The organism is Pseudomonas sp. MWU16-30323, assembly GCF_020515595.1.
In the GTDB taxonomy this organism is placed as follows: Bacteria; Pseudomonadota; Gammaproteobacteria; order Pseudomonadales; family Pseudomonadaceae; genus Aquipseudomonas; species Aquipseudomonas yamanorum.
This window is the reverse complement of sequence record NZ_JAIWYM010000017.1, coordinates 93,075-117,355: the sequence shown is the minus strand read 5'-3', so window position 1 is coordinate 117,355 and position 24,281 is coordinate 93,075. Positions and strand designations below refer to the sequence as shown.

At 62.1% G+C, this 24,281-nt stretch carries 26 protein-coding genes; 15 read left to right on the top strand and 11 right to left on the bottom strand.

Going from position 1 to position 24,281, the window contains the following annotated elements:
• Positions 1-237: 237 nt before the first annotated feature.
• A complete protein-coding gene (locus tag LIY45_RS19710) occupies positions 238-1,101 on the bottom strand; it encodes a LysR family transcriptional regulator (protein ID WP_226477316.1) in 864 nt (287 codons plus the stop codon).
• 112 nt (positions 1,102-1,213) lie between these two features.
• Between LIY45_RS19710 and LIY45_RS19705 the strand changes: the two genes are divergently transcribed.
• On the top strand, positions 1,214-1,822 hold the full coding sequence (locus LIY45_RS19705) for a LysE family translocator (protein ID WP_017475278.1): 609 nt from the start codon (positions 1,214-1,216) through the stop codon (positions 1,820-1,822).
• An 18-nt stretch (positions 1,823-1,840) separates the two neighbouring features.
• Here the strand turns inward: LIY45_RS19705 and LIY45_RS19700 are convergent, their stop codons facing one another.
• Complete coding sequence (locus LIY45_RS19700) at positions 1,841-2,422, bottom strand: XRE family transcriptional regulator (RefSeq protein ID WP_226477315.1); 582 nt, start codon at positions 2,420-2,422, stop codon at positions 1,841-1,843.
• Between the two features lie 156 nt (positions 2,423-2,578).
• Here LIY45_RS19700 and LIY45_RS19695 point away from each other — a divergent pair, with 156 nt between their 5' ends.
• From LIY45_RS19695 to LIY45_RS19650, 10 genes are all read left to right on the top strand, one after another.
• Entirely contained in the window at positions 2,579-3,472 is an 894-nt protein-coding gene (locus LIY45_RS19695) for a DMT family transporter (protein WP_226477314.1), read from the top strand.
• 56 nt (positions 3,473-3,528) lie between these two features.
• Positions 3,529-4,557, top strand: a complete 1,029-nt coding sequence (locus tag LIY45_RS19690; RefSeq protein ID WP_226477313.1) for a beta-ketoacyl-ACP synthase III — start codon at positions 3,529-3,531, stop codon at positions 4,555-4,557.
• A 46-nt stretch (positions 4,558-4,603) separates the two neighbouring features.
• Entirely contained in the window at positions 4,604-4,834 is a 231-nt protein-coding gene (locus LIY45_RS19685) for an acyl carrier protein (protein ID WP_226477312.1), read from the top strand.
• A complete protein-coding gene (locus tag LIY45_RS19680) occupies positions 4,834-6,051 on the top strand; it encodes a beta-ketoacyl-[acyl-carrier-protein] synthase family protein (protein ID WP_226477311.1) in 1,218 nt (405 codons plus the stop codon). Before LIY45_RS19685 ends, LIY45_RS19680 begins: the two co-directional genes overlap by 1 nt.
• 30 nt (positions 6,052-6,081) lie before the next feature.
• Entirely contained in the window at positions 6,082-7,911 is a 1,830-nt protein-coding gene (locus LIY45_RS19675) for an acyl-CoA dehydrogenase (protein ID WP_226477310.1), read from the top strand.
• 46 nt (positions 7,912-7,957) lie between these two features.
• Positions 7,958-8,389: a thioesterase family protein gene (locus LIY45_RS19670; protein WP_076016944.1), complete on the top strand. Its 432-nt coding sequence runs from the start codon at positions 7,958-7,960 to the stop codon at positions 8,387-8,389.
• On the top strand, positions 8,377-9,240 hold the full coding sequence (locus LIY45_RS19665; protein ID WP_226477309.1) for a fumarylacetoacetate hydrolase family protein: 864 nt from the start codon (positions 8,377-8,379) through the stop codon (positions 9,238-9,240). Before LIY45_RS19670 ends, LIY45_RS19665 begins: the two co-directional genes overlap by 13 nt.
• Before the next feature lie 20 nt (positions 9,241-9,260).
• Entirely contained in the window at positions 9,261-10,706 is a 1,446-nt protein-coding gene (locus tag LIY45_RS19660) for an FAD-linked oxidase C-terminal domain-containing protein (protein WP_226477308.1), read from the top strand.
• Complete coding sequence (gene fabG / locus LIY45_RS19655) at positions 10,703-11,461, top strand: 3-oxoacyl-ACP reductase FabG (protein ID WP_226477307.1); 759 nt, start codon at positions 10,703-10,705, stop codon at positions 11,459-11,461. The genes LIY45_RS19660 and fabG overlap by 4 nt, the downstream gene beginning before the upstream one ends.
• 363 nt (positions 11,462-11,824) lie before the next feature.
• Entirely contained in the window at positions 11,825-12,688 is an 864-nt protein-coding gene (locus LIY45_RS19650; protein WP_226477306.1) for a sensor domain-containing diguanylate cyclase, read from the top strand.
• 14 nt (positions 12,689-12,702) lie between these two features.
• Here the strand turns inward: LIY45_RS19650 and LIY45_RS19645 are convergent, their stop codons facing one another.
• The 3 genes from LIY45_RS19645 to LIY45_RS19635 form a co-directional block, all read right to left on the bottom strand.
• Complete coding sequence (locus tag LIY45_RS19645; RefSeq protein ID WP_226477305.1) at positions 12,703-14,199, bottom strand: methyl-accepting chemotaxis protein; 1,497 nt, start codon at positions 14,197-14,199, stop codon at positions 12,703-12,705.
• Between the two features lie 161 nt (positions 14,200-14,360).
• Positions 14,361-14,981: an NAD(P)-binding domain-containing protein gene (locus LIY45_RS19640; RefSeq protein WP_226477304.1), complete on the bottom strand. Its 621-nt coding sequence runs from the start codon at positions 14,979-14,981 to the stop codon at positions 14,361-14,363.
• Entirely contained in the window at positions 14,978-15,928 is a 951-nt protein-coding gene (locus LIY45_RS19635) for an SDR family oxidoreductase (protein WP_226477303.1), read from the bottom strand. Before LIY45_RS19635 ends, LIY45_RS19640 begins: the two co-directional genes overlap by 4 nt.
• Positions 15,929-16,069: 141 nt before the next feature.
• Here LIY45_RS19635 and LIY45_RS19630 point away from each other — a divergent pair, with 141 nt between their 5' ends.
• Positions 16,070-16,522 (top strand): helix-turn-helix domain-containing protein, encoded by a 453-nt coding sequence (locus LIY45_RS19630; protein WP_226477302.1) that lies wholly within the window; start codon positions 16,070-16,072, stop codon positions 16,520-16,522.
• A gap of 49 nt (positions 16,523-16,571) precedes the next feature.
• Here LIY45_RS19630 and LIY45_RS19625 read toward each other — a convergent pair whose 3' ends face one another.
• Complete coding sequence (locus LIY45_RS19625) at positions 16,572-17,489, bottom strand: AraC family transcriptional regulator (RefSeq protein ID WP_226477301.1); 918 nt, start codon at positions 17,487-17,489, stop codon at positions 16,572-16,574.
• 239 nt (positions 17,490-17,728) lie between these two features.
• Between LIY45_RS19625 and LIY45_RS19620 the strand changes: the two genes are divergently transcribed.
• Entirely contained in the window at positions 17,729-18,463 is a 735-nt protein-coding gene (locus LIY45_RS19620; RefSeq protein WP_226477300.1) for an SDR family oxidoreductase, read from the top strand.
• 150 nt (positions 18,464-18,613) lie between these two features.
• On the opposite strand, the gene LIY45_RS19615 is transcribed toward LIY45_RS19620, so the two are convergent.
• From LIY45_RS19615 to LIY45_RS19605, 3 genes are all read right to left on the bottom strand, one after another.
• Complete coding sequence (locus tag LIY45_RS19615; protein ID WP_226477299.1) at positions 18,614-19,180, bottom strand: adenylate kinase; 567 nt, start codon at positions 19,178-19,180, stop codon at positions 18,614-18,616.
• A gap of 15 nt (positions 19,181-19,195) precedes the next feature.
• Positions 19,196-19,822 (bottom strand): LysE family translocator, encoded by a 627-nt coding sequence (locus tag LIY45_RS19610; RefSeq protein WP_017475268.1) that lies wholly within the window; start codon positions 19,820-19,822, stop codon positions 19,196-19,198.
• 95 nt (positions 19,823-19,917) lie between these two features.
• Positions 19,918-20,544, bottom strand: coding sequence for a glutathione S-transferase (locus tag LIY45_RS19605; protein ID WP_226477298.1), 627 nt, complete (start codon positions 20,542-20,544; stop codon positions 19,918-19,920).
• Positions 20,545-20,689: 145 nt separating this feature from the next.
• Here LIY45_RS19605 and LIY45_RS19600 point away from each other — a divergent pair, with 145 nt between their 5' ends.
• Together LIY45_RS19600 and LIY45_RS19595 are read left to right on the top strand one after the other, a co-directional pair.
• Positions 20,690-20,851: a DUF2986 domain-containing protein gene (locus tag LIY45_RS19600; protein ID WP_081253170.1), complete on the top strand. Its 162-nt coding sequence runs from the start codon at positions 20,690-20,692 to the stop codon at positions 20,849-20,851.
• A 46-nt stretch (positions 20,852-20,897) separates the two neighbouring features.
• Positions 20,898-21,428, top strand: a complete 531-nt coding sequence (locus LIY45_RS19595) for a hypothetical protein (protein WP_226477297.1) — start codon at positions 20,898-20,900, stop codon at positions 21,426-21,428.
• A 7-nt stretch (positions 21,429-21,435) separates the two neighbouring features.
• Here the strand turns inward: LIY45_RS19595 and LIY45_RS19590 are convergent, their stop codons facing one another.
• Both LIY45_RS19590 and LIY45_RS19585 read right to left on the bottom strand, forming a co-directional pair.
• On the bottom strand, positions 21,436-23,001 hold the full coding sequence (locus LIY45_RS19590; protein ID WP_226477296.1) for a DHA2 family efflux MFS transporter permease subunit: 1,566 nt from the start codon (positions 22,999-23,001) through the stop codon (positions 21,436-21,438).
• On the bottom strand, positions 22,998-24,107 hold the full coding sequence (locus LIY45_RS19585; protein ID WP_226477295.1) for an HlyD family secretion protein: 1,110 nt from the start codon (positions 24,105-24,107) through the stop codon (positions 22,998-23,000). The genes LIY45_RS19590 and LIY45_RS19585 overlap by 4 nt, the downstream gene beginning before the upstream one ends.
• Positions 24,108-24,281 lie beyond the last annotated feature (174 nt).

The window sequence follows — 24,281 nt, the reverse complement described above, 5'->3', positions numbered from 1 at the left end:
TTCGAAGGCGTAATCCTAGGAAAGCTTGATCTGGCGCTTCAATAGCAAGGAGGAAATCGGGAGTGGTCTTACCGGGTAGATGCGGGAGTCTGTCGGACGTTTCGGTAAGCGTTAAAGGGGAGGGATCAATTTGGTTGAAAATGGATCCATCCCTTTTGATTCATCATGTCGGGCGGTGCGTTCTTTCATAAGACTCTGGAAGGCCAGAGGGCAATTTGACTTCCGTTTACCCGATGGCTACGCCTGAACCCTGAGCGCCCGGATGATAAACGCATGCAGGCTATTCACCGCTTTGGAGCTGCGAGAGGCCCGGCTGCGCAAAATCGAAACGTCCATGGGTTCAATGGCTGCCAAACCGTGCTCCTCACCCAAGACCTGCAGCGATGGCTGCACGGTGCACTGGGTGATCGCGGCAATCGCGAGCCCGCCCTCGACGGCGGCCACCTGGCCGGCAAGGCTGGAGCTGTTGTAGACCACCTTGAATTCGCGGCCCTGTTGGGTCAGTGAGTTCACCGCATACCGCCGCGCCAGGCTTGCGCTTTCGTAGACGGCGATGGGGAGCGGGTCGCGTCGCCACAGTTCGAATTGGGGTGAGCCGACCCAGACCATGGGTTCCTTGAACAGAAAGGTGCCGCTTTGGGGCGAGTCTCTGGATACCAGCGCCAGGTCAAGGTCGCCGCTGCGCAATTGTGGGATCAGGGTGGTCGACTGTTCACAGGTCAGTTCGATTTCCACCCCGGCGTAGCGCGGCGAATAACGCTTGAGCAGCGGCGTGAGGTACCTGGCCGCGTAGTCTTCCGCAACGCCAAGACGGATGCGCCCGGTCAGCTCTTCGCCGTGGAACGCCGCCTGGGTTTCAGCGTGCAGGGCGAGCATGCGGCGGGCGTAGCCCAGCAGTGTCTGGCCGTCGGCGGTCAGTTGCAGGTGCCGGGGGCCTCGACTCAACAATTGCCGTCCTAGGGCGGCCTCGAGTTTTTTCATCTGCATGCTGACGGCGGACTGCGAGCGGTTGACCTCATGGGCGGCGCCCGACAACGAGCCGGCATCCACCACGGCCACAAAGCATTTGAGCCAATCGAGTTGCAAGTCACTGGCCGGCATTGCGCTTACCTCTATTCGTTAATCGAATGGCTGTGACGTGAATTATGCGCTTTTCATGACCGTTTGTTCACCCGCAAGATTCTGGCCTGGATCACACCTACTGGATCGGATCATGCCCTTTGATACCTGGCTGCTTTACCTGGCTACCTGCTTCGGCATCGCGGTGGTGCCGGGGCCCAATGCGTTGTTGGCGCTGACCCATGGCGCGCTTCACGGCAATCGGAAGACGCTGTTCACCATCACCGGTGGCGTGCTCGGTTTTGCCATCGTGCTGTCGCTTTGCGCATTGGGGTTGGGGGCGCTGATCCAGGCGTCGGCCAGTTGGTTTTTTGCGTTGAAGGTGGCCGGCGGGCTGTATCTGATTTGGCTGGGCTTCGGGCTGTGGCGGGCGGCACCGGTCAGCCTTGAGGCGACCGGCGCGACCAGCTCGCGGAGTTGGTCGCTGTTCCGTCAGGGGCTGGTATCGGCGATTTCAAACCCCAAGGCCTTGCTGCTGTTTACGGCGTTTATTCCACCTTTCCTGGATTCCCACCGGAGCATCATCGCGCAGACGATCACCATCGCGCTGACCTACGCCGTGGTGGAGTTCATCGTTGAATACCTGGTGGCGAGCGCTGCGCACCGGGTCCGGCCTTGGCTGGCTCGAACCGGGCGTCGGTTCAATAAAGTCTGTGGCGGGTTTTTCGTACTGTTCGGGTTGGCCCTGCCTATCCATGCCTGAGGGCACATGCCCACCTCATCAAGGGTGCTCGATCACCATCACCGCGGTGGTATCCGCTTCAAGCGCTTCAAACACATGGGGTGCATTCGCCAGGTAGCTGATGTAGTCGCCAGCGTATAGCCGCACGGGCTCATTGGCCGGGCCGATATTCGCGCTGCCGCTGCACAGCACCACGTGCTCGACGGTGCCGGCCGGGTGCGGCTGTGACAGGCGCACCTCACCGGGCTGCACCTTGAGCCGGTAGATGTCGCGTCGCACACCGGCCGGGCAATCGGCAAGCAGTGTCGCCGCGTAGTTGGCGGTTTCGGCATAGGTGGTCATGCCTTCGTTGGCACGAATCACCCGCAGGTTCTGCTGGGGCTGTTCGAAGAACCGGGTGACTTGCAACCCCATCGCCATGGCCAGCGACCACAACGTTTCGATGCTGGGATTGCCAATGCCGGATTCCAGCTGGGACAAGGTCGACTTCGCCACGCTCGCGCGTTTCGCCAATTCGGTCAACGAGAGCCCGGCAGCCAGGCGTTCGCGCTTGATAGACAGCGCCAGCAGATCAATTCGACTCGGATTGTTGCTGAACAGATTGTTCGTTATGTCGTTCATTTGTTTTATAGATCATCCTAAAATGGGTTGACGCTCTGTTACACCTTGTTCAGTATAGTGGTCATTAGTTCATTATAAAGTTCGTATTGCCGAACCCTGGCCAGCAAACAGGTGGCTTAGGTTACGGCAATGCCTGCCGCAAGGAAGCAGTGTGTGATGAAGTCGCAAGCCCGTGGAACGCTCGAAATGATTTCGGCCATGGTGATCTCCGGCACGGTGGGCTGGTTTGTCATCATGTCGGGCCAGAGTCCCGAGGCCGTCGTGTTCTGGCGCTGCCTGTTTGGCGCCATGGCGATGCTGGTGGCGTGCCTGGCGCTCGGCGTGCTGCGGCGTTCCCGGATCACTGCGCGGCAATTCATCCTGGTGTGCCTGGGCGGGGTGGCGTTGATCCTCAACTGGGTGTTGCTGTTCAGCGCTTACCGTTATTCCTCCATCGCCATCGCGACGGTGGTCTACCACATTCAGCCTTTCATGCTGGTGGGCCTGGGTGTGCTGTTCTTTGCCGAACGCCTGAATGCCGCCAAGGTTGGCTGGCTGCTGGTGGCCTTCGCCGGCCTGATGCTGATCGTGTCCGCCAAGGGCAGCGGCCAGGCCACCGGCTCCGATTACCTGCTGGGTGTTTGCCTGGCCCTGGCTTCGGCCTTCTTCTACGCCGTGGCCGCGGCGATCACCAAGCGACTCAAGGATTTGCCCGCGCATCTGATCGTGCTGATCCAGATGGTGGTGGGCGTCCTGGTGCTGGCGCCGTTCGTGGATTTCTCCACGGTGGGCGCGATCGATGGGGCCTGGACGTACCTGATCATCATTGGCGTGGTTCACACGGGCCTCATGTCGACCCTGCTGTACAGCGCCATTCAAAAAATTCCCACGGCGTTGGTGGGGGCGCTGTCGTTCATCTATCCGATCGTTGCCATCGTGGTCGATTGGGTGGCCTTCGCCCATCCACTCGGCGTGCTGCAGGTGGTGGGCGCGGCCGCCATCCTGCTGGCGGCGGCCGGCATGAACTTCGGCTGGTCGCTGGGCAAGGCGAGGTGCCAGGAAGTGACTTAGGGCCTGGCGCGACATCGCAGGCCGTCTGAACCATCGTTGAATCAAGGGAGTTGATCGTGACTGTGATCCTGTGTGGCCTGGGAGGCTGTCTTCCGCCTCAGATAATTGACAATCAGCAGATTTCCGACGGGCTTGATACCACACCCGAGTGGATCGAATCGCGCACCGGCATCCGTGAACGAAGGATGGTCAGTGACGGTTTGAGCGTACGCGACCTGGCGATCAAGGCCGGTGCCCGGGCGCTCGCTTCGGCGGGTGGGCGGGCGGTTCAGGCGGTGGTGGTCGCGACCACTTCCCCGGACCGCATCTGCCCGGCGGTGGCGCCGGAAGTGGCGTCGGCACTGGGCCTGGGTGATATCGCCGCCTATGACATGACCTCCGCCTGCAGCGGTTTCGTCTACGGGCTGGCGACCGCTTCCGGGCTGATCGCCGCGGGCATTGCCGACAGTGTCTTGTTGATCGGCGCGGAAGCGTTCACCACCTTCGTCAACCCGGAGGACCGCGCCACCCGGCCAATCTTCGGTGACGGTGCCGGGGCGGTGGTGCTGCGCCGTGGCGAGCCGGACGAGGACGGCGCATTGGGTTGCTTCGACCTGGGCAGTGATGGCGCGCGTTCGGACTTGCTGGCGATTCCGGCGGGCGGCTCGCGCCAGCGTTCGGCCAGCGACGGGCTGGGCCATGGCACGGTAGCGCCGAGCGAGTTCTACCTGCACATGGACGGTCGCGCGGTCTACGAACAAGCCGTCGCCCGCATGTCTACCTCGGCCCAAAGCGTGCTGGACCGTACGCAATGGTCGATGGACCAGGTGGACTGGTTCGTCGGTCACCAGGCCAATGTGCGCATCCTGCAATCCGTGGCCTTCGAGCTGGGCCTGCCTGCCGAAAAGGTCGCGGCGAATATCCAGCGCCTGGGCAACACCCTGACCGCCTCCATTCCGCTGCTGCTCAATGACCTCGCCCTGAGCGGCGACCTGCAGGCCGGCCAGCGGGTCCTGGTGAGTGCATTCGGTGCGGGGCTTTCGTGGGGTTCTACCGTGTTGCGCTGGCCGCAACTGACCACCCGCAACAGTGAGTGGCAAGACTGATTCAGTTTTTTCCCAACCTACAGTTCCACACAACAGGAGTCATGTGATGACCGTAAGTAACGAAGCAATCGCCCAAGCCATTTCCGCGCGTTTCAACATCGAAGAAAGCCGTATCGTTCCCGAGGCCTCCCTCGAAGACCTGGGTTTCGACTCGCTGTCGCAGGTCGACCTGGCCCAGTTGCTGAGAAAGAAACTCGGCGTGCAAATCAGTGATGCACAGCTCTCGGACGTCGCCACGGTCGGTGACGTTCTGGCGCTGGCCAACGGTAAGGCGTGATGGGCGTCGAGGCTGTGGTGGTGACCGGCATCGGCCTGGTCACGCCGGCCGGCATTGGCATCGAGGCGAACTGGCGGCGGGTGTTGGCAGGTGAAGCCACCGCCGCGCCAGACAAGACCCTCGAAGCGTTGCCGGTGGGGATCTCTTGCCGAGTACCGAGTTTCGACAGCGCCCTGCTGGGGGTGAAAAGCCCCTGGCAATGGGACCGTTACGCGCAGTTCGCGCTACTGGCGGCGCGCCAGGCCCTGGAGGATGCAGGGCTCGAAGCGGGCAACTGGAAAGACGAGAGTCGCGTGGCCGTCATCATCGGTTCGGGTGCAGGAGGCACCGCCACCCTGGAGCAACAGCACGCCGTGCTGTTGGCTGAAGGTGCCGATGATATTTCCTCCCTGACCCTGCCCATGGGCCTGCTGAATATGGCTGCCGGCCAAGTGGCCATAGAGTTGGGCGCACGCGGCCCGTGCCTGGCGCCGTGTTCGGCCTGTGCTTCCGGCGCTTCGGCGCTGGGCATGGCCAAGGACCTGATCAACCGTGGGGTTTGCGACATTGTAGTGGCCGGCGGTGCAGAAGCCCCGATCACTGCGCTGTATGTCGCGGCGTTTGCGAAGATGCGGGCGTTGTCGCGCAACACCGACGCGGGCGGCGCATCGCGCCCGTTCGATGTGGCGCGGGACGGCTTCGTCATCGGCGAAGGCGCGGGGATATTCGTGCTCGAGTCCGAGGCGCATGCCAAGGCCCGTGGTGCGCGGAGCAGGGGGCGCCTGCTCGGCTACGGTGCTTCCGCCGACGCTCACCACGTGACGACGCCTCACCCTCAAGGGCTCGGTGCGCGGTTGGCGATGCAAGGTGCGCTGCGTGATGCGGGCATCGAGGCAGGCGCTGTGGATTACGTCAACGCCCACGGCACCTCGACGCCGGGTAACGACGTGACCGAGTCGAAGGCCATCGCCGAGCTGTTCGGGCCGCAGATTCTGGTCAGTTCGACCAAGGGCGTTACCGGGCATCTGCTGGGCGCTGCCGGTGCCATCGAGGCGGCTTACACCTTGCTCGCCCTTGAGCACGGGCAAGTACCGCCGACGGCAAACTTGCGCAACCCCGACCCGCTGATCGCGGTTGACCTGGTCCAGGGCGAGGCCCGCACCCAACCGATCAAGGTGGCGCTTTCCAATTCGTTCGGATTTGGCGGCCAGAATGTCTCACTGGTGTTCGCCGCCTGAGACGCTGCCGCTCACTGCACAGGACATGTCATGACTGATTCAAGCATCCCGGGCGCTGACGCCCTGAAAGCGCGCGATGAGCTGCGCGACGTGCTGTTCGCTGGCACGTTTGAAAGCCATCACCAGAGTATCCGCGAGGTACTGCTCGACCCGATCTTCGACCCGCAGTCGGGCCTGAACATGGAGCAGGCCGGGCGGCTGGCCTATGCCCGCAGCCGTCATGTGCATGGGGCGCTGGAACGCCCGCTGGAGATTCTCGCCAACCCGCGCCGGCTGTTTGCCCTGGCCGAATGGCCGAGCCTGCTGGACGTCGCCAGCTTCTCGTTGCTGATGGTCCACTACAACCTGTGCCTGGGCACGGTGTTCGACCATGCCCGGGACCGTTCCGACATTGCCGACCTCACCGAGGCACTGGACGGCCTGACCTCGTTCGGGCCCTACATGGCCACCGAACTGGGCTTTGGCAACAACGTCGCGGCGTTGCAGACCGAGGCCGTGTACGACCGGCAGAGCCAGACCTTCACGCTCAATACGCCGAGTGTGAGTGCGCAGAAGTACATGTCTTACAGCGGGTTTGGTGACATTCCGAAAGTCGCCACGGTGATGGCGCGGCTGAAGATCGAGGGCAAGGACTACGGCGTTTTCCCTTTCCTGGTCCGGCTGTCGACCGAAGCCGGCCTGTGCCCGGGTATCCGCGCCGCGCTGTGCCCGGAGAAACCGGTGCAAGGGCTGGATAACGGCCTGACCTGGTTCGACAACGTGCGGGTGCCACGCAGCAGCTTGTTGCACGGCGACATGGGGCACTTCGCGCAAGACGGCCACTTTGTGGTCGGCGCGGGCAATGCGCGGTCGCGTTTCCTGCGGGCTATGTCGCGTATCGTCCCGGGCCGCCTGTGTGTGGCCAGTGCCGCGCAGGGTGCAAGCCGTGCCAGCTTGTACATCGCCTTGCGCTACGGCCAGCAGCGGCTGACCAACGCGCCGGGCACCAATGACATGCCGGTCATCGAGTACCGTAGCTACCAGGTGCCGCTGTTCTCCGCGCTGGCCAGTACCTACGCGATGACCCTGCTGCTCAACGAGGCCAAGGCTCGTTTCCTGGCCAACACGGCTGAGCCGGCGGCCGATGTCGTCAGCCTGATCAATATCACCAAGGCACTCGCGACCTGGGATGCCAGCGCCGTGATTGCCGAGTGCCGCGAGCGCTGCGGTGCCCAGGGTATTTTCAGCGCCAACCGCATCGCCGATTACGGTTCGCTGCTGCAAGGCCTGGTGACCGCTGAAGGTGACAACCTGGTGCTGCTCGCAACGGTGGCTGGCCAGTTGTTGGCTCAGGTCTGGCAAGGGCCGGAACCACAGCGCCCTGTGCGTGCACGGCGCCTGGCGGAGCCGGAGTGGTTGATCGCGGCGATTGCCTTGCGCGAGTACCAACTGTGGCTGACGATTCGCGAGGAGATGAACACCGACGAGCGCGGCTATTTCGAGGTGTGGAATGACGCCATGAATCCGGGCCTGGAACTCGCGCGCCTGCGGGGTGAGCGTCTTGCCCTGGAACAACTCTGGAGTGCCTCGCTGCATGCACAACAGGACGAGGCCAAGGCGGCGCTCAATTGCCTGGCATCGCTCTACGGGCTCAACCTGCTGCGCCGCGATGCGGCCTGGTACCTGGCACATGAGCTGATCGATGCCGGCCAGGCCCTGTCGTTGCCGGGCCGGATCGACCAGCAGTGCGTGGCCCTGCGCCCGCATGTGTCGATGCTGATCGACGGCTTCGGCCTGTCGCCTGAACTGCTGCGTGCGCCAATCGCACAGGACGACTACATCCAGGCCTTCTGCAAACAGGTGAATGCCAATGTCGACTGATACCGCCAGCGCGCTCGCTGCGCGCCCAGCCACTGCGGAGAGCCCCATGTCCGTGCACGTTTATCAATGCCCCGTCCGCTGGTCTGACATGGACGTTTATGGGGTGGTCAACAATGTCTCATTCCTGCGCCTGCTGGAGGAGGCGCGGGTCGACTTCATCTGGCGCCTGGGGGCCGAGCAGGGTGACGCGTTCTTCAGTGGCGGCTCGGTGGTGGTCAGGCATGCGATCGAGTACAAGCGCCCGCTGGTGCACCGTCACGAACCTGTGGCGATTCATATGTGGGTGTCGGAGGTCCGCGCGGCGGCGGTGACCATCGAGTATGAAGTGCGCGATGGTGAGACCTTGTGCGCACTGGCATCGACCACCATGGCGCCGTTCAATTACGAAGGGCGTTACCCCCGCACCATGAGTGACGAGGAGAGCGCGTTTTTCGAGCGCTTTCTCAACCCGCGCAAGGCCGTGTCATGCGCCTGCTGAGGGTCGGTGCAGCGGGGCGCGAGCGCCCCTGCGCCGTCGCGGTTGATGGCTCGGTGCGTGACTTGAGTGCCTGGGTCGATGACTGGGCCGGGGCGTCCCTGGCGATTCCGGTGGTCGCGGAACTGGCTCGGCGTTTCACCCAGGGCTGGGCGTCGCTGCCCCTGGTGCACACCGAGCATGAACGCATCGGCCCGGCGCTGCGCCCGGGGCAGATCCTGTCGATCGGCCTGAACTATCACCGGCATGCCCGTGAGGCGGGCATGCCGGTGCCGGACGAGCCCATCGTGTCGAGCAAGTCTGTGCACGCGCTGGGCGGCCCCTTCGATGAACTGGTGCTGCCCCTGGACGGCGACAAGACCGACTGGGAGGTGGAACTGGGTGTGGTGATTGGGCGTCGGGTCCAGTATCTGCCCACGCCGGCCGACGCTGCAGCCTGCATCCTCGGTTATTGCACCGCCAATGATTTGTCCGAGCGCGGTTGGTTGCTGGAGCGGGGCGGGCAATGGATCAAGGGCAAGTCATTCGATGGCTTTGCGCCGTTGGGCCCTTACCTGGTGACGGCCGAAGAGGTGCCGTCGCCCCAGGCGCTGGAGTTGATCTGCCGGGTCAATGGCGAGGTCATGCAGCACGACAACAGCCAGGACATGATCTTCGACGTGCACCACCTGGTTCACTACCTCAGCCGCTTCATGACCCTGCACCCTGGCGACGTGATCCTCACCGGCAGCCCGGGTGGCATGGCCCTGGGGCGCCCGGACCAGCCGTTTCTGCGGGAGGGCGATGTGGTGGAGGCCGAAGTGGTTGGCCTGGGTGCCCAGCGCCAGGTATGCCGCAGGTTCGATGGACGCTGACACGCTAATAAGGAAATGACATGACAGTTCCCGCCCAGGCTTTTTTCCGCAGCGCGTTGCGCGAGGCGCCGGCCGAGTTGATCGAGGCCCTTGCCGCACGCTTCGCCGCACGCTTTTCCACCGCCACTGCTGTGCGCGAGCAGCACGGCCGTGACGAGTCGGCCTATGTCGACGCACCGTTGCCCCAGGCCGTGGTGTTCGCCCAGGGTACCGACGACATCGTTGACACGGTGCGCCTGGTCGCCGCCCACCGCGTACCCTTGATTGCCTACGGTGCCGGCTCGTCGGTCGAGGGCCACCTACTGGCGGTGCAAGGCGGTATCAGTCTTGACCTGAGTCAGATGAACCAGATTCTGGCGATCCATGCCGAAGACATGACCGTCACTGTGCAGCCGGGGGTTACCCGTCGCCAACTCGAAGAAGCCTTGAAGGGCACCGGGCTGTTCTTCCCCATCGACCCGGGCGCCGACGCCTCCATCGGTGGCATGTGCGCCACCAGCGCCAGCGGTACCAATGCGGTGCGTTACGGCACGATGAAAGAAAACGTGCTGGCGCTGCAGGTGGTAACCGCGCGCGGCGAGGTGATCCGCACCGGTACTCGGGCGAAGAAAAGCAGTGCCGGCTACGACCTCACTCACCTGATGGTCGGCAGCGAAGGCACCCTGGGCGTCATCAGTGAAATCACCTTGCGCCTGCACCCGGTGCCGGAGTCGATCTGTGCCGCGGTGTGCTCGTTCGACAGCATCGACCAGGCGGTGAACGTGGCGATCCAGGTGATCCAGTCCGGGATCGCCGTGGCGCGCATCGAATTGATCGACGCCAACACCGTGCGCATGGTCAATGTGCACAGCAAGCTGGAGTTGCCCCAGGCGCCGATGTTGCTCATGGAGTTTCATGGCAGTGAGCTGGGCGTGCGTGAGCAGGCCCAGGCTGTGGAGGCGATCGCCAGTGACTGGGGCGGCCAGGCGTTTCAGTGGGCCACCAGCGTGGAGGACCGGCGGCGGCTCTGGACGGCGCGGCACCATGCCTATTTTGCGGCGATTCAGTCGCGCCCCGGTTGCCGGGCGATCAGCACCGACACCTGCGTGCCGATCAGCCGCCTCGCCGAGTGCCTGCTGGAGTCCATTGCCGAAGTCGATGCGACCGGCATGCCGTATTTCCTGGTGGGGCATGTGGGCGACGGGAATTTCCACTTCGGCTACCTGGTCGACCCTGAAGACCCCGAGCAATGGGCGTTGGCCGAGTCCCTGAACGATCGCCTGGTGGCCCGCGCCATCCGCCTCGCCGGCACCTGCACCGGCGAGCATGGTGTTGGCCTGCACAAGCAGGGGTACCTGCTCGACCAGGCGGGTGAGGGCGCCGTGGAGATGATGCGCGCGATCAAGCGCACGCTGGACCCGGACAATATTCTCAACCCCGGAAAGATCTTTTCCTTCGATAAACCTGCCAGGGAGGCACGCCCATGAACACTGCATCTAACGCACCCGGCGCCAATATGCGCACGGTATTGGTCACCGGAGGCTCTCGCGGGCTTGGCGCGGCGGTGGTCGCAGACCTCGCGGCGCGGGGCCTGAACGTGTGTTTCACGTACCTCAATAGCGACGAGCAGGCGCAACAGTTGGCGGCGTCGCTGGGAGCGGACAAGGTGTTGCCGGTGCGCGCCGACGGGCGTGACGCGAGTGCCATTGCGCAGGCGGTCAAGCAGTGTATCGCGCATTTTGGTGGTCTCGACGGATTGGTCAATAACGCCGGTATTACCCGCGACCGCGGTGCACTGGCGATGAGCGCCGAGCATTGGCACGACGTGATCGGCGGCAACCTCGACAGTGCGTTCTACGCCTGCAAGGCGGTATTGCCGCTGTTCGTCGAGCAGGGCCATGGTGTGGTGGTGAACATGGCCTCGATTTCCGGGCTGGTCGGCGTCGCGGGCCAGGCCAACTATTGTGCGAGCAAGGCCGGGCTGATCGGCATGACACGCTCGATGGCGGTCGAGTTCGGCGCGCGTGGCGTGCGGATCAATGCCGTGGCGCCGGGCTTTATCGACACTGACATGACCCGCAAGCTCAACGAGCGGCGCGTAGCCGAGATGGAAAACCGCATCCCCATGCGTCGCTTCGGCACCCCTCAGGAGGTGGCCAAGGTGGTGGCGTTCATGCTCTCGGATGAAGCCGCCTACATCACCGGTCAGGTCATGGTCGTGGACGGTGGCCTGGTGACCTGAGCGGTCTGGCGGCCACGGTACTTTGCCTTTTCGGAGCAGATCGACATGACAAGGGAGGCCAGGCTCGGGGGCGTGCGCCAGGTGGCTGCGCTGTTGCGCTGGAACGCCATGGTCATGGTGGTCCAGGCCAACTGCGGGCAGGCCCCGTGACCGGGGCCGTGTTCCACTTCTATTATTATTCGCTGTGGGTGCTCTGGCGGGCGCTGTCCTATGACCTTGAAGGATGGCGCAGCCTGCTGGTGGCGACGCATCTGGTTCAACAACATTGCCTGGGGCTATTTTGCGGGCCGCTATGATTCCTTTTTGCCATCCATCATGATCGGGCTATGATCGGCAAATCCGAACCAGACGCTTCACAGACCTATGGCCGTTGACCTGCAAGCCCTCTATCCCAAACTGATCCACTTGATGCTGGATACCGTGTTCGTGGTCGACAGTGAAAACCAGATAGTTTTTGTGAGTGATGCCTGCGAAGCGCTGCTCGGTTACCGCGCCGACGAACTGACCGGCACCCTGATCACCGACTATATGCACCCCGAAGACCTGGCACGCACCCGCGCTTCCATTGTCCGGGTCATGAATGGCAAACCTCACGTCGACTTCCGCAACCGTTATATCCGCAAGGATGGCAGCGTGGTGCAGATTTTGTGGGCGGCTTTCTGGTCTGAAGAGGTGGGCGCGCGGATTGGTGTCGCGCGGGACATCACGGCCCTGACACAAGCCGAAGAAGAGCTACGTTTCCTTGCCCATCATGACCCGCTGACGGCCCTCACCAATCGATCGCTGTTCAATGATCGACTGGACACGGCCCTGCAAGCGGCCCTGCGACACAACAGCAAGCTGGCGCTGCTGTTTCTGGACGTCAATGACTTCAAGTGCATCAACGATGTGCATGGCCATGCCATGGGCGACCGCGTGCTCTGCGTGATTGCACGGCGGCTGGAAGGCTGTGTGCGTGGCAGCGACCTGGTGGCCCGAATGGGCGGCGATGAGTTTACGGTGCTGCTGACGGACATCCAGTCGGAAGACGCCGTTTCCGCAAAAGTCGCGCAGATACTCGCCGTCATGGCCGAGCCGCTGAGCGCTGAGTTTGGCGCGGTGAAAATGCCGTCCTGCAGTATTGGCGTGGCGTTTTATCCCGCGGACGGGAAAGACGCCGACACGCTGCTCAGCCATGCGGACGGCGAGATGTACCGGGTAAAAAGAAATCGGTTTGCAGGTGAGTGACCTGAGTCAGGCCTCTACTGATGAAACCTTCGCCCCAGCGCATCCAGCCGCACTGCAATCGGCGGCAAGCGCTCACTGCTCCTGGCCAGCGTCTCCACATCCTGGGCCGTGTTCTGCGCAATGCTCTGCACTGATTGCAGCCGTCCCACAATCTCTCCATTCGCCGTGGATTGCTCACGGGTGGTCGACACAATCCGCCCATTGAGCTGATCAATCTGCGAAATATCATTGCCCACCGCCCGCAGCATCTCCACCGCCAGCTGGCTGTCTTCCACGCAGCGCTCCACCCCTTGGCGGCTATCGTGCATGGCTTCAACCGCTTGCCGGCTGCCGTGTTGCAAGCCTTCAATAATGGTCTTGATCTCCTGGGTCGACACCGCCGTGCGCTGCGCCAGGCTGCGTACCTCATCGGCCACCACGGCAAACCCGCGTCCCTGCTCACCGGCGCGGGCGGCTTCGATGGCGGCGTTGAGGGCCAGCAGGTTGGTCTGGTTGGCGATGCTGTTGATGACTTCCAGCACCGAGCCGATCTGTTCAGCTTGCACGGCCAGCCCTTCGACCGTCTCGTTGGTGTCGTGGAGGCGGGTGGCGAGCTGGGTGATTTCCTGTTGGGCACGACCGACGCTTTCCTGGCCACGGATGATTTGCTGGCTGGCTTGACCCGCGTGGTCGACGGCCTGTTCGACGTGTACCGCGATGTGGCCCATGGCGTCTTCCATGCGCTGCATGGAATCGGTCATTTGCGCGATTTCCGCCAGTTGATGGCGCGCACCTTTTTCCAGGGTGTCGCTGGCGTGGCCCAGTTCCTGGCCGAGTTGGCCGAGGCCGTGGGAGTCGCGGGCGACGCCGTCGATCAGGCTGGTGAGCTGGGTCAGAAAGTGGTCGAAGCGCGTAGCGAGTGAAACGTGGACTTTTTCCGGGTTGCCCTTGGTGGCCTCACCGCTGAACCGGGTGGTGACGGCGAGCATCTTTTCGAGCATTTCCTGGCTTTCTAACGCTTCTTTTTGGCTGTGAACGGCGAGATAGAGCAGGGCGACCGTCTCCATCACCACGTAGAACGCGTGGACGAAAATCATGCTCCAGCCGCCGTGATGCTCCATCACAAACACCGGGAAGCCCTGGTGCTGCAAGGCATGGAACACCACGTGGTGCACCGCGATGGTGGCGGCGGCCACCAGGATGGGCAGCCAGTCGCGGTAGAAGGTCAGCACCGCCAGCAGTGCGAAGATACCGAAGTGCGATTCGATGACGCCCTCAGCCTGGTTGATGTGCAATGCCGCCATGATCATCAGGCCAACGCCAAGCGCACAGCGCATCAGGCGAGTGCCGCCGATGACGCGATAGGCCAGGGTCAGCACCACGCTGGTGCCTCCCCCGACGATGAGCGCTTGCAGCAGCGTGTCGTGCCAGAACGCCAGGCCCAGGGAAAACAGGGCCATCAGCCAGAGCAGGGCAAGCATGATGCGGTCGGCTTTGCGGTAGTGCTCGATGAAACGGGCTTGCGCGGGCATTCACTCGTACTCCATGTGGTCTGGCCAGGATCAGGCAAGCATGCGACGTGCCACACGCGCATGCGGGGGAGCGAATCAGTTGTAAGGGAGCTCGGATTGATTGATGCCAGGAGGTTATCGGCATGGGTGGGAGGGGCTTTAGAGGGGATAACGGTCAACAGTTAGCCGATATCGACGTTCATGGATATGTCCCAGGTGCCGGCACCGTTTTTAGCCAGGCCGATCATCATCAGGCCTAGCCACTCGAGCGTCTGGGCCATGCACAGGTCGCCGACATCCAGCGGACGCAGCCCGAGACTCTCGAGCAAGGTCGAGACGCGCGCCTTGGCGTCTGCATCGTCCGCCGCGATGAACGCATCGAGGCGTTTATCCTTGGCCAGTATGTGGCCGAAGAGGGTATTGAACGCCTTGACGACCTGCGCGCTGGCCGGGGCAAGCTTGGCGATCTCCTGCGCGCCGGAACTGCCGTGGGGAGTAACGAGGCCAGTCAGATCGGGAGCGACCGGGTTGGTGATGTCGATGATCACCTTGCCATCGAGCGCTTTCCCGAAGTCGGCCAGGACCGCCACCGCATGGGTGTAGGGTACGGCGAGAATCACGATGTCGCCCGCCGGAATGGCGCCGTAAGTCCCCGTGATCGCGCCGCAAGCGAGCTTGTCGGCAAGCGCCCGTGCCTTGGCGGGATCGCGGCTGACCACCTCGACGGTGTGTCCGGCCTTGGCGATACGGCCGGCGATCGCCGTGGCCATGCCTCCCGAACCGATGATGCTGATCGTGCTCATGGGCGGCCTCCGGCCGGGAAGTAATGGCCGCTATCCAGATCGGCGAAGAGTCCGGGCTGGGTCGGTTCCCAGCCAAGCACCTGACGCGTGATGGCGTTCGACGTCGGGGTGTCCAGCGTGACCAGATTCGCAAGGAACCCGAAGTAGCCAGGCAGCATCAGCACGTCTGCGGGAATAGACACGGCCGGCAGGTTCAACCGGCTGGCAATGGCTTCGGCGATCTGGCGGTAGGGGATAGCCACCTCGGCGATTGCATGCCAGCTTCTGCCCGGCGCGCCTTTTTCCAGCGCCAGGCGAAATACAGTGGCGAGGTCGCGTGCGTGCACGGCCCCCCAACGGTTGGCACCCTCTGCGGGGTAACCGACAACCCCCTTTTCCTTGGCCAGCCCGATCAACAACGGAAGGAAGCCCGCGTTATCGGTGGCGCTGTGCATGATCTCAGGGATCCGCACGATCGAAGACCGTATGCCTTTTTCGGCCAGGCCGATCACCGTGGTTTCCACGATGTTCCGAACCCGCAGGGTGTTTTTGTACGGATCGCCGCCGGGAAGGGGCGGATCCTCCTCGGTGGCCGGCCGGCCCAGGCCCGCCCACCCGGGTGAGCCGACGCTTCCAGACACGACCAACGGCTTCGCGCTTCCGGCCAGTGCTTCGCCATAGGCGAGCATGATCTCAAGCTCCGCGGCCGCAACGGCGTTGATCCCGCCGGTTGGAATCAGGTCCTGCCGGTGCGCGAGGTGAATCACGCCGTCCGAGGCAGCGGCCGCCTCCTTGAGCCCGTCGAGGTCCTCGAGATTGCCGCGACGCACTTTGGCGCCGAGCGCCGCAACCTGCGCCGCGGCCTTGTCGGATCGAGCCAAGGCAGTGACCTCATGGCCGGCGGCGATAAGGTCGGAGATGACGTACGGACCGGAATGGCCGGTGCCGCCGGTAACAAAAACGTGCATATGCGTTCTCTCATGGACAGAGCGCCGAACCATTCGGCGACTGCATCAGGTGTGGAAATCATGCTGGGCTTTTCACTTGTATAAAGCAAGTGAAATGCTGAAATTTTACTTGTGATGTGCAAGTGATGCTAAAGTTCGGCCATGAAAACGACACGAAAAGAGGCCTTTCGGTCTCACTGCGCAGTGAATTACGGCGTGGAGGTATTTGGCGATCGCTGGTCGCTGCTGATCATCCGCGACATCGTCTTTACTGGGAAAAAGACCTACGGCCAATTCCTTAAATCGGAAGAGGGAATCGCGACCAACGTCCTGGCGTCTCGTCTTGCCTTTCTTGAGGAGCAGGGAATTCTCTCGAAGGCGCCCAACCCTGATGACCGGCGCAAGGATTTTTATGGGTTGACGGAGAAGGGCATAGACCTCATTCCGATCCTGCTGAACATCGTCTTGTGGAGCGCGAAGCACGATTCGCAATCGTACGTGCGTCCGGACTCAACGCTCTTTGAGCAGTTGAGCCAAAGCCCCGCACAGGTGATCGAAGAGGTGAAAGCGCTATTGCGTGGGGGCGGATGCATCTTTCCAGCGGGTAACGAATGAGCCGGCTGCGAGCGGGTATCGTCGCAGCCGCAGGCAGCCCGTCAGACTTTCACGCAGGGCGGCAGACTCGGTTGGTGTCTCTGGAGGGCGGACACCCAAACTGGCGGCTGTACTCTCGGCTGAATTGCGATGGGCTTTCGTAGCCCACTCGATAACAGGCACTCGCCACATCCAGTCCTTCGACGAGCATCAGGCGCCGGGCTTCTTGCAGACGGAGTTGTTTCTGATACTGCAACGGACTCATGGCCGTCACCGCCTTAAAGCGATGATGCAACGTAGAGCTGCCCAAATTGGCTACCCGGGCGAGTTCTTCGATGCGTAAGGGTTGGGTGTAATGGTTATTCAACCAATCGATTGCCCGGGTGACCCGACGCGTTTGCGAATCACCGAGGGCGAGTTCATACAGGCGGCGTCCGTGCACGCCCCGCAGGAGGCGGTAATACAGCTCTCGCAGGGCCAGCGGAGCCAGCATGCCGATGTCTTTCGGCGTCTCCAGCAGCCGTACCAGGCGAAGCATTGTTTCCAGCAGCGGCACGTCGACTTTTTCAAGGAAAAGGCCAAGCGCCGGCTCGTCCGGCACGCCCGTCGGGGGAGCATCGGCGATGACCTGAGCGATTTCCGTGGCCTCGAAATCAAAACGGACACACAGGTAGGGCGCCTCCGGACTGGCCATCAACACGCGACCGGAAACCGGAAGTGTCACCGATACCACCAGGTAATTGAGCGGGTCGTACAGATAACGGTCGTCACCCAGGCCGACTTCTTTTTGCCCCTGCACGATCAGGCAAAGTGCCGGCTTATGGACGGTATGGATAATTTCCGAGGGCGCGTCCAGGCGAATGACCTGCAGGGGCGCTATCGCGGTCTCATAGACCCCGGGCGCCGTAAACCGTTGCGTCAGCAGGCGAACCAGTTCATGACGGTAGATGGCTGTGTTTTGAAGGATGAAAGCATCATGCTGTTCCATTTCAAGGCTCTCACACGTATTCATGAGCGTCTGCCTGGGGGTCCAGGCACTCTTGTTTTTACCACGAGCCCGTCGTAACGCCCAGTCGCGTGCACAGACACGAATAGGCAAAAGTTGCGCAGGTTTTGGCACGCGTCGACCAGGCCCGTCCCCTTAATCTTTTCGACGTACCCCGCAGCAACGCCCGCGTCATCGGCGGTCGATGCTGAACTTCAATGCCTACAGCAGGAGCTACGGATATGTCGAACATTCAAAACAAAGTCGTCCTGATTACCGGTGCGAGCAGTGGTATTGGCGAAGCGGCGGCCAGGCTGATCGCCGCCAAAGGCGCACGGGTGGTACTCGGTGCCCGCCGTACCGAGCGGCTGGACAACCTGGTGCGCGAGATCCAGGCCGAAGGCGGCTCGGCGAGCGCCAGCGCACTGGACGTTACGGATCTGGCGTCCATGCAGGCGTTCGTGGCGTTCGCCAAGGCGCAACATGGAAAGGTCGATGTGATCATCAACAACGCGGGTGTGATGCCTTTGTCTCCCTTGGCTTCGTTGAAGGTCAACGAGTGGAACCAGATGCTCGATGTGAACGTTCGCGGGGTGCTGCACGGTATTGCCGCCGTCTTGCCGGGCATGGAGGCGCAAGGGTTCGGCCAGGTCATCAATATTTCATCGATCGGCGGTCTTGCGGTCTCTCCGACCGCTGCGGTGTACTGCGCGACCAAATTCGCAGTCAGGGCAATCTCGGATGGCCTGCGACAGGAAACGGACAAGATCCGGGTCACCGTGGTGTGCCCGGGCGTCGTCGAGTCCGAACTGGCCGATACGATTTCCGATGAGGGAGCCCGCGAGGTAATGAAAGCCTACCGGCGTGTGGCTATCAACGCAGACGCCATTGCGCGAGCACTCGCCTATGCCATCGAACAGCCCGACGATGTGGATGTGAGTGAGATTGTGGTTCGTCCGACCGCCAGCCCACACTGAGCCGTTCGGATGGATGGCATGCTTGAGTTCGCAGGCAGTCGTTCATGAACGGCTGCTCTCGTCCGATTGCGGCACGTCACGAATGGCAGCTAATGGCGAAAGTGGCATTTGGAACAGCCCAGCCCCGCGTTGGGCTATTTGCCTCGCAGCTCAGTCACCTTCCTGGTTTCGAGCTATTGCGATGCCTTGCGACAATGCATGCATGACATTCGCCGCCATTTCCTCAGTACTGTTCAACCCGTCCACTCTGACAATCGGTACTGTTTGCTGCGACATCCAGCGCTCGTGCCACGCCCTGTTGCGTCCGGCAAAGGTCGGGTCGTCGTACTGGGATGCCCATTTCCGGAAGGCCACATGTATTTCATACATGTCGCCGCCTGGCGCGATTCGATCTCCATAGCGCGCCTTTTCACGTGCAGCCAAGCGCTCAAGACGAACCGAGGTAGGCGTTGCGACAAACACAATCAGGTCGGCGTCGTTGATCAGTGCATCTCCCCAACCCATACAAGAACCGGTGAGTATCCAACCGTCATCACCGAAGCATTGCTGAATCAGGGCCACGCGCTCATCGGGCGGGCGCTTGGTTGTAAAAGGAGGGTTGGTGGGCAGCCAATAGAAGTCATCGACATCAAGATGGCGAAGGCTGAGCAAAGAGGCGAGGGTACGGCCCAGGGTGGTCACGCCTGCACATGAGGCGCCTGTGATGTAGATCCGCATGAGTATCCGCCGGTCTTAGCGCTGCTGAAGCGCTATTTTCAGCCCCAGCCCCATAAACAGAGTACCGATGATCTTTCCCTCCCAGCGGCGCAGCCTTGAAAGGCCCACCATCCATTTGCTCAACGGACGAATAGAGATCGAGATGAGCGTGGTGTACACGGCACTTAGTCCCGAAAAGATCAACCCCAGCACCGCGAACTGCGCCAGGGAAGAACCGGATTCCGGGTGGATGAATTGCGGCAGGAACGCCAGGAAGAAAATCGCGGTTTTCGGGTTCAGCACTTCGGCAACCACCGCCTGGAAATACGCCTGGGTCGAGGTCACCGTGGGCAGGTCTTTACGCGTGGTTGCGCCAGGCTTGGCCATAAACGCTCGTATGCCCAGGTAGATCAGGTAACAGGCGCCGACGATTTTGACCACGTTGAACGCCACGGCCGAGGTCATCAGGATGGCGGACAGGCCCAACGCGGCACACAACGTATGGATAAGGTCGCCCGAGGCCACCCCCAGCCCGGTGGCAATCCCGACCTTGCGGCCACCCTGGAGGGTGCGGGTGATCACCAATAGCACGGCTGGGCCTGGGATCAGGAAAAGGCCGATGACCACGGCGACATACGTCAGGATGGGGGCGAGTTCGAACATGCTGTGTTATCTCAAAGCCGGATGCGTCCTACAGTAATCCTTATCCCGGGGATTAACGCAATACAGATGGGCACCCGCCGGAACCGCCTGGCCTTTTACTTCGCGAACGCGTATTCGCCACCCTGTTCCAGGGCCTTTTGATACGCGGGTCTTGCCTGAAAGCGTTGCACCCACGCCGCCACATTCGGGTACGCCTGCAACTTGCCCTGGGCCCTGGCGATTTCGCCGATGAAGCTCATCTGGATATCCGCGCCGGTCAATTCGTCACCCACCAGGTAGGGTGTTTGCCCCAGCGCGTTATCCAGGTAACCCAGGTAGTTCGCGACCTCGGATTCGATACGCGGATGCAAGGGCGCACCCGCTTCACCCAGGCGCCCGACGTACAGGTTAAGCATCAGCGGCAGCATGGCCGACCCTTCGGCGAAGTGCAGCCATTGCACGTATTCGTCATAGGTGGCCGTGGCAGGATCGGGTTGCAGGCGGCCGTGGCCGTGACGGCGAATCAGGTAGTCGATGATGGCACCGGACTCGATCACCACCTGTGCACCGTCTTCAATCACCGGCGATTTGCCCAGGGCATTGATGGCCTTGAGTTCCGGTGGCGCGAGGTTGGTTTTCGGGTCGCGCTGGTAGCGCTTGAGCTCGTAGGGCAGGCCGAGTTCTTCGAGCAGCCACAGGATGCGTTGCGAACGGGAGTTGTTGAGGTGGTGGACAATGATCATGGTGGCTCCGCTGGGCGAGAATAGGGGCGTATAGGGACAGACCGCTGTGGCGCTGTGGAGTGCCGTGAATTAATTGTGCTTCGATAAAGGCATGAAAGATGGATAATCACCGCGGCAAGCACTGATTACAAACCGGATAAACCACATGAATCGTCAAAAGAAACTGCAACAGCTGTTCAAGGCCAAGGCCAAAAAGGCCAGCGCCAAATTGGCACCCGCGCGCAAGGACAAGTACATCAGTAAAGCAGACCGATTGAAACTGGCTGCCGAATCCGCTGATGAGCCAGCTGTTTCTTCTGAGAGTTGATCCAGAAGGCCTGAGCATCATCCGATAGGGAATCGACGGAAAAACCATGAACACTGCTCAACTTGCGATTCAGCACTACATACTCGCCAAGGACGGCAACCGTCCGCATTTGCTCAGCCGGGCGTTTGTTCCGGAGGCGACCCTGGACATGGTAGTGCGCACCGGTTCCATCTCGTTCCCGCCCCACGTTGAAGGGGTTGCCGGTATTGGCGATGTGCTGGTGCGGCGATTCGGGCAGACCTTTGAAAACGTCTATACATTTTGCCTGGGGCAGCCGCCTGAAGAGGGGGCCGACACCTATCAGTGCAAATGGCTGGTAGGGATGTCCGATAAGAATTCCGGAGAAGTTCGGGTGGGGTGTGGGGTGTATGAATGGCAGTTCAGCGCCGAATCAGGGCTTGTTGAAAAGCTCACCATCACCATCGAGCATATGAAGACGCTGCCCGCTGCGGATTTGGGAAGCGTCATGAAGTGGGTGTCAGGTCTGAGTTACCCATGGTGCAACTCGCAAGCAGCAGTGAGCGATGCTCCCGATATTGAAGCGATGGGCGAGGTGATCCAGTACCTCACTGTCTGACGGCGACTCAATGCGCATCCGCCGTCGGCTGCTTCGGCGGCTGCACCTTGCGCATCAACGGCACCAGCAACACGGCGACGATGAAGCACACCATGATCATCAGGAACGCATCCGCATAGGTCAGCGTCTGCGCCTCACGCCAGGTCAGCGCCCACAGCTGATGCAGCGCAAACTGGCTCGCGTCCAGGTTGTTTTGCCCAAGCAACTGGGCATTGCCTGAAAGCTGGTCAAGCCACACATTCATCGACTCGTTCCGGATGTTCAGGTGCTCGGCCAGGCGCAGGAAGTGCAGGTTGGTGCGGTCGTTGAGCACCGTGGCGCAGGCGGCGATACCGATGGCGCCGCCGAGGTTGCGCATCAGGTTGAACAAACCCGAGGCGAGTTTCAGTCGGTCGGGGGCCAGTGCGCCGAGGGTCAGGGTGACCACGGGCGGCACCGCCATTTGCTGGGCAAACCCACGAATGGCTTGGGGCAGCAGCAGCTCCTTGGCGCCCCAGTCGTGGGTGATGGGGGAGAAGTCCCACATTGACAGGGCAAACAATGACAACCCGAACATCAAAATCCAGCGCAGGTCGAAGCGGTTGGCCAGCACCGCGTACACCGGGATCGCCAGCAACTGGAACACCCCCGTGGAAAACACCGCCAGGCCGATATCCAGCGAGCCATACCCGCGCACCCGCCCGAGAAACAGCGGCGTGAGGTAGATGGTGGCGAAAATGCCGATGCCGGTGATGAACGAAAACAGACAGCCCAGGGCGAAGTTTCTATCCCGAAGCGCGCGCAGGTCGACAATCGGTTCCTTGATTTCCAGGCAGCGCCAGATAAACAACCCGCCGCTGACGGCGGCGATCCAGGCGGTGGTGGAGATGATGCTGTCACTGAACCAGTTCCAGCGCGGGCCTTCTTCCAGGGTGTATTCCAGGCAGCCGAGAAACACCGCCATCAACGCCATACCGATATAGTCGGCGCCCTTGAGCAATGACGGGTTGGGGCGGTCGACCTTGACCAGCATCGGCACGGCAAAGGTCACGAACAGGCCGGGCATCAGGTTGATGTAGAACAGCCAGTGCCAGGAAGAAATGTCGGTGATCCAGCCGCCCACGGCCGGGCCCAATGTGGGCGCAAGGGATGCGATGGCGCCGATGGTGGACGCCGCGATCACCCGTTGCTTGCCGTTGAAGTACATGAACGCGGTGGTGAACACCAGCGGGATCATCGAGCCCCCCAGAAACCCCTGCAAGGCGCGAAACGCGATCATGCTCTGGATGTTCCAGGCCATCGCGCACAGCAGGCTGGTCAAGGTAAAACCCGCCGCCGACGCCGCGAACAGCCAGCGCGTGCTCATCACCCGGGAGAGCCAGCCCGACATGGGGATCACGATGATTTCCGCGATCAGGTAGGCGGTCTGCACCCACGCCGTATCGTCCGCCCCGGCAGACAGGCCGCCGCCGATGTCCTTGAGGGAGGCGGACACGATCTGGATATCAATCAAGGCGATAAACATGCCCACGCACAGGGTGGCGAAGGCCGCGACCTTTTGTGCGGTGCTGAGGGCGGGCAGCGGGCTGTTCACAGCTGGGCCTTGAGGGCGCTGGGCTGGTCTTCGAATGCCTCACCGGTGTTGACCTTCGCTATCACCGACAAGCCCGGGCGCAGGGCGCCGAAGTCGGCGTCGGTGCTGTCGAGCCGCACGCGCACCGGCACACGCTGCACGATCTTGGTGAAGTTGCCGGTGGCGTTTTCCGGCGGCAACACACTGAATTGCGCCCCGGTGGCAGGGGCCAGGCTCTCGATGTGGCCGTGGAATTCACGTCCCGGGAGGATGTCGGCGCGGATGCTCACGCTTTGCCCAATTTGCAGGCGGCCCAGTTGGTCTTCCTTGAAGTTGGCGTCCACCCACAATCCCTTCGCCGGCACCACCGAGATCAGTTGGCTGCCCGCCGCAGCGTAGGCGCCAACCCGGGCGCGGCGGTTGCCCACATAGCCGTCTACCGGGGCACGCAGCTCGGTGTAGCTGATGTTCAACTGCGCCTGGTCACGTTCGGCCTGGGCCTGTTGCAGCGCGGCGCGGGCCTGGCCGCGCTGGGTTTCAATCACGTCGATTTGCCGGTTGGCCGCCTGAAGCCCGGCCTGTGCCCGGGAATGGTCGGCGCGGGCGGTCTTCCACACGGCGCTGACCCGTTGCGCGCTTTCCACCGACACGGCCTGGCTGCGCACCAGGTTCTGGTAGCGGGTCTGATCGTCGCTGGCCCGCTGCGCTTCGGCATCGGTGGCGTCGATCTGCGCCTTGGCCTGGTTGATCACCGCCAGTTGCAGTTGCTCGGTGGCGTCCAGGTTGGCGAGCGTCGCCTGTTGCGCGGCCACGGCACCGTCGGCTTTGGCCAGGGCGGTGCGGTAGTCGCGGACATCGATGCGGGCCAGCACGTCACCGGCGCGTACGAACTGGTTGTCCTGCACGGCCACTTCGCTGATATAGCCCGGCACTTTGGCGCTGATTACCGTTACGTCTGCACCCACGTAGGCGTCATCGGTGTCTTCGATAAACCGGCTGACCAGCCACCAGTGGCTGGCGTACCAGACGCCGCCCACCACGGCCAGGGTCAGCAGCACCAGGCGCAGGGCCTGCTTGGGCCGGGAAGTTGTCGTGGGTTCGGGCACAGCGCTGACTTGAGCGTCCATGGCGAAATGACCTCGTTGAGTTTGAGTGGCGAAACGAACGCCCGCTGGCTTGTTACTGAATATTACATGCGTAATATGTCATGGTGAGTTTCATAATGAAAGTCACCCGATGGAAATTATTGCCGCATCAACGCAAGGGCAGGAGCGGGGTATTGATCGAGGAAATAAAAAAAG

Excerpts from the sequence above, each read along its gene's own strand:
- LIY45_RS19620 (WP_226477300.1), top strand. The coding sequence starts at position 17,729 with ATGTCGAACATTCAAAACAAAGTCGTCCTGATTACCGGTGCGAGCAGT.
- LIY45_RS19640 (WP_226477304.1), bottom strand. The coding sequence starts at position 14,981 with ATGAGCACGATCAGCATCATCGGTTCGGGAGGCATGGCCACGGCGATC.
- LIY45_RS19660 (WP_226477308.1), top strand. The coding sequence starts at position 9,261 with ATGACAGTTCCCGCCCAGGCTTTTTTCCGCAGCGCGTTGCGCGAGGCG.
- LIY45_RS19600 (WP_081253170.1), top strand. The coding sequence starts at position 20,690 with ATGAATCGTCAAAAGAAACTGCAACAGCTGTTCAAGGCCAAGGCCAAA.
- LIY45_RS19700 (WP_226477315.1), bottom strand. The coding sequence starts at position 2,422 with ATGAACGACATAACGAACAATCTGTTCAGCAACAATCCGAGTCGAATT.
- LIY45_RS19650 (WP_226477306.1), top strand. The coding sequence starts at position 11,825 with ATGGCCGTTGACCTGCAAGCCCTCTATCCCAAACTGATCCACTTGATG.
- fabG (WP_226477307.1), top strand. The coding sequence starts at position 10,703 with ATGAACACTGCATCTAACGCACCCGGCGCCAATATGCGCACGGTATTG.
- LIY45_RS19695 (WP_226477314.1), top strand. The coding sequence starts at position 2,579 with ATGAAGTCGCAAGCCCGTGGAACGCTCGAAATGATTTCGGCCATGGTG.
- LIY45_RS19685 (WP_226477312.1), top strand. The coding sequence starts at position 4,604 with ATGACCGTAAGTAACGAAGCAATCGCCCAAGCCATTTCCGCGCGTTTC.
- LIY45_RS19670 (WP_076016944.1), top strand. The coding sequence starts at position 7,958 with ATGTCCGTGCACGTTTATCAATGCCCCGTCCGCTGGTCTGACATGGAC.
- LIY45_RS19595 (WP_226477297.1), top strand. The coding sequence starts at position 20,898 with ATGAACACTGCTCAACTTGCGATTCAGCACTACATACTCGCCAAGGAC.
- LIY45_RS19680 (WP_226477311.1), top strand. The coding sequence starts at position 4,834 with ATGGGCGTCGAGGCTGTGGTGGTGACCGGCATCGGCCTGGTCACGCCG.
- LIY45_RS19675 (WP_226477310.1), top strand. The coding sequence starts at position 6,082 with ATGACTGATTCAAGCATCCCGGGCGCTGACGCCCTGAAAGCGCGCGAT.
- LIY45_RS19605 (WP_226477298.1), bottom strand. The coding sequence starts at position 20,544 with ATGATCATTGTCCACCACCTCAACAACTCCCGTTCGCAACGCATCCTG.
- LIY45_RS19630 (WP_226477302.1), top strand. The coding sequence starts at position 16,070 with ATGAAAACGACACGAAAAGAGGCCTTTCGGTCTCACTGCGCAGTGAAT.
- LIY45_RS19625 (WP_226477301.1), bottom strand. The coding sequence starts at position 17,489 with ATGGAACAGCATGATGCTTTCATCCTTCAAAACACAGCCATCTACCGT.
- LIY45_RS19615 (WP_226477299.1), bottom strand. The coding sequence starts at position 19,180 with ATGCGGATCTACATCACAGGCGCCTCATGTGCAGGCGTGACCACCCTG.
- LIY45_RS19710 (WP_226477316.1), bottom strand. The coding sequence starts at position 1,101 with ATGCCGGCCAGTGACTTGCAACTCGATTGGCTCAAATGCTTTGTGGCC.
- LIY45_RS19635 (WP_226477303.1), bottom strand. The coding sequence starts at position 15,928 with ATGCACGTTTTTGTTACCGGCGGCACCGGCCATTCCGGTCCGTACGTC.
- LIY45_RS19610 (WP_017475268.1), bottom strand. The coding sequence starts at position 19,822 with ATGTTCGAACTCGCCCCCATCCTGACGTATGTCGCCGTGGTCATCGGC.
- LIY45_RS19705 (WP_017475278.1), top strand. The coding sequence starts at position 1,214 with ATGCCCTTTGATACCTGGCTGCTTTACCTGGCTACCTGCTTCGGCATC.
- LIY45_RS19585 (WP_226477295.1), bottom strand. The coding sequence starts at position 24,107 with ATGGACGCTCAAGTCAGCGCTGTGCCCGAACCCACGACAACTTCCCGG.
- LIY45_RS19645 (WP_226477305.1), bottom strand. The coding sequence starts at position 14,199 with ATGCCCGCGCAAGCCCGTTTCATCGAGCACTACCGCAAAGCCGACCGC.
- LIY45_RS19665 (WP_226477309.1), top strand. The coding sequence starts at position 8,377 with ATGCGCCTGCTGAGGGTCGGTGCAGCGGGGCGCGAGCGCCCCTGCGCC.